The 2,936-nt window shown below is 66.4% G+C and carries 4 protein-coding genes; 3 read left to right on the top strand and 1 reads right to left on the bottom strand.

What is annotated here, in order from left to right; translation table 11 throughout:
- Together VGC77_RS20235 and VGC77_RS20230 are read left to right on the top strand one after the other, a co-directional pair.
- Window positions 1-570, top strand: a 570-nt coding sequence (locus VGC77_RS20235) for a 3-oxoacid CoA-transferase subunit B (protein ID WP_331173359.1), incomplete at its 5' end; no start/stop codon positions are given.
- Window positions 571-803: 233 nt separating this feature from the next.
- The gene (locus VGC77_RS20230) at window positions 804-1,001 is read left to right on the top strand and encodes a DUF1858 domain-containing protein (RefSeq protein ID WP_331173358.1); all 198 of its coding nucleotides are present in this window, start codon (window positions 804-806) and stop codon (window positions 999-1,001) included.
- Here the strand turns inward: VGC77_RS20230 and VGC77_RS20225 are convergent.
- Window positions 998-1,720 carry a Crp/Fnr family transcriptional regulator gene (locus VGC77_RS20225; protein WP_331173357.1) on the bottom strand — a complete coding sequence of 241 codons (723 nt, stop codon included), beginning with the start codon at window positions 1,718-1,720 and terminating at the stop codon, window positions 998-1,000. The two genes, VGC77_RS20230 and VGC77_RS20225, sit on opposite strands and share 4 nt — an antisense overlap.
- A 748-nt stretch (window positions 1,721-2,468) precedes the next feature.
- Between VGC77_RS20225 and VGC77_RS20220 the strand changes: the two genes are divergently transcribed.
- On the top strand, window positions 2,469-2,936 hold a 468-nt coding region (locus VGC77_RS20220; protein WP_331173356.1), incomplete at its 3' end, for a transporter.

Below are 2,936 nucleotides of genomic sequence, written 5' to 3'. Positions count from 1 at the left end.
CTGCCGACGCTCGTGGCCAATCACGCCCCCGCCGGCATCGAGGTCTGGCTGCAGTCCGAGAACGGCTTGCTCGGCATCGGCCCGTTTCCGACCGACGCCGAAGTCGACGCGGACCTGATCAACGCTGGCAAGCAGACGGTGACCACGATCCCCGGTTCGTCGATCTTCTCGTCGGCCGATTCGTTCGGGATGATCCGCGGCGGCAAGATCAATCTGGCGATCCTCGGCGCGATGCAGGTCAGCGAGAAGGGCGATCTCGCGAACTGGATGATCCCCGGCAAGATGGTCAAGGGCATGGGCGGCGCGATGGATCTGGTCGCCGGCGTCAAGCGCGTCGTGGTGGTGATGGAGCATTCCGCCAAGGACGGCCCGAAACTGCTGAAGCGCTGCAACCTGCCGCTGACCGGCGAGCGCGTGGTCGACATGGTGGTCACTGATCTTGCCGTGTTCACCATCGACAAGCACGGCCACGATGGCATGGCGCTGATCGAACTCGCCGACGGCGTCACGCTCGATGAGGTCAAAGCCAACACCGAGGCCGAGTACCGGGTGGCGCTGGCCAACGTCTGAGACGGGAGCGCTACGCGGCGCGAGGCGGTGGTCCGCGCGCGTCGTGGCGTCGCCACACCCGCAACGCCGTCATCCTGAGGAGCCAGGCTGAGCTCGCAGAGCGAAGCCGGGCCGCTCGAAGGATGCAACGGGCACAGCGCGGCCGCGGGTTTGGCGGCAAAGCGCCGGAACATTGCCGGGCGACAAAGAGGGGCAGGCCGGTTGCGCGTAGGCATCGGGCAACGGAGCCCGCCATGACGATACGCGATGACCTGCCGGTCGATGAAGTGATGCGGAGCTGGCCCGCGACGATCAAGACCTTCCTCGATTTCAGGATGCACTGCTGTGGCTGCCCGATCGCCGCGTTCCACAGCATGACCGACGCCTGCCGCGAACACGGCGTCGACCGCGCCGCGTTCCGCGCGGCGCTGGAGGCGACGATCGCGGGTTAAGCCTTCGCCGGCGGCTCCGGGCCGCGCGGGTCCTGCTCGGACAACAGCACCAGCCCGTGCGGATCGCGCAACACGATGCGTTGCCGGCCGCTCTCGATTAGGCCGCGGCTTTCCCAGCTGGAGAGCAGCCGGCTCACCGTGTGCAACGTCGAGCCGGTCATCTGCGCAATGTCCTGGCGGCTGATCGGAAAGGCGATCTCGACGCCGTTCTCCACCTTGCGGCCGGCCTGCTTGGCGAGCCGCAGCAGCGCGTGGGCGATGCGCTGTTCGACCTGCTGGGTCGACATCTCGACGACGCGGCTGTGGCTCTCCTGCAGCCTGGTGCCGACGGTGCGCAGCGTATTGGAGGCGAGCTGCGGAAAACGCTCGACCAGCCGCGGCCAGCTCGCCGCCGGCCAGCTCAGCACGATGGAATCCTCGACCGCGGTGGCGGTCGCCGGATAGCGCTGCAACCCGATCGCCATCGCCACGCCGAAGGTCTCGCCGGGGCTGACATAGCGCACCACCACCTGCTCGCCGCCGGCCGTTGTCTTGCTGGCGCGGACGTGACCGTGCAGCAGCACGTAGAACGATTGCGCCTCGTCGCCCTGGCGAAACACCGCGCTGTTCTTGGCAAAGCGCGCCGAGCGCGCGTCGTGCAGCACGGCGTCGAGCTCGCCCGGCGCCAGCCCGGCGAACAACGGCAGATGCGCAACCAATGAACTGTCGACCGTGGGCATGGCGGCTCCTTGGTCTCCAGCCGATTGCGGAAAGCTGCGGCCGGAGCGGGATCGTTGCTCAATACCACACCGCGCAGCCGAGCATAGAGCGCAGCTGCCCTGCGGGGCCGGCAGCGTGTCAGGCGCGCCGTGCCCGCGAGTGGCCTCTGCATGTCAACGGGTCGTCCCTGCGCACGCAGGGACCCATACGGCGCGGAGTCGCAATTTGGCGCCGTGGTTGAGGCCTTTTCTTCATCTCTGAAGCCAGGGGTGATGGGTCCCTGCGTGCGCAGGGACGACCCGCGGAGAGGTGCGTACAATCGCGGCCATGCCATGCGAAGCCGGCATCGTCATATGCGAGCGACCCTCCCCTCCAGGGGAGGGTGATCCTCGCAGCAACCGCCAACTTTCATATGCGATTGCCCTGCCGCAAGCGGGGAGAGGTGAAGGCCGTGCTCGCGCCGATCGTTGGTTCCAGGACGACGCCCGCATGGCCGGGATTCACACGCGCATTGCGAATACGAGTGTGGTGATAACAGCCTCGCCGGCGTCGAGGACAAATCACGCGCGCACTGTTTGTTAGCAGACACCTTCGTTTGCGGTTGCGGCACAATTTGGAATGGGCATTGGACCTAAATCGATTAGTTTCACCATCGATTGAGGGTTTTTACTGATCGATTCCTTGCGCCCTTGCGCGAGCGTTGATCGACACTTGGCTGTGGGGATTTTCATGTCGACTATTAGACGAAGGGCGAAGCCGATCCACTTCATGAAACGACTGGCGCTCGCCACCGCGGCCTTGATTGCAGTCGCCGGCACCGCCGCGGCGGATCCGGTCAGTCCGGCGGGCTGGACGGCGGGTATTGCGCTCGGCGCGCCGCTGCCGGAGGGCGTGTACTTCATTGATACCGCGACCTACTTCGAACGATCGCCGCGGTCGGGATCGACCGCGCCGACGATCGATGCGGGGGTCAACATCCCGGTGATCGCCTGGTCGACGCCGTTCACGATCTTCGGCGGCCGCGTCGAAGTGCTCGGGATCTTCCCCGAACTCACCGTCAGCGTCGATCCGAACGACCCGACCGGCTCGCGCGCGTGGCGCGACTTCTACAATCCCGCCGGCCTGATCGGCGTGGCCTGGGACCTCGGCGGCGGCTTCGGCTTCGGCAATTATGTCGGCGCCTTCGCCCCGGTGGATACCGCGCTCGGCAACACCCTGAACCTCGGCGGCAATTAC

The sequence above is a fragment of the Rhodopseudomonas sp. genome (assembly GCF_036404135.1).
Taxonomy (GTDB): Bacteria; Pseudomonadota; Alphaproteobacteria; order Rhizobiales; family Xanthobacteraceae; genus Rhodopseudomonas_A.
Note: the sequence above shows the minus strand (reverse complement) of the source record. Positions and strands in the feature narration are given on the sequence as shown.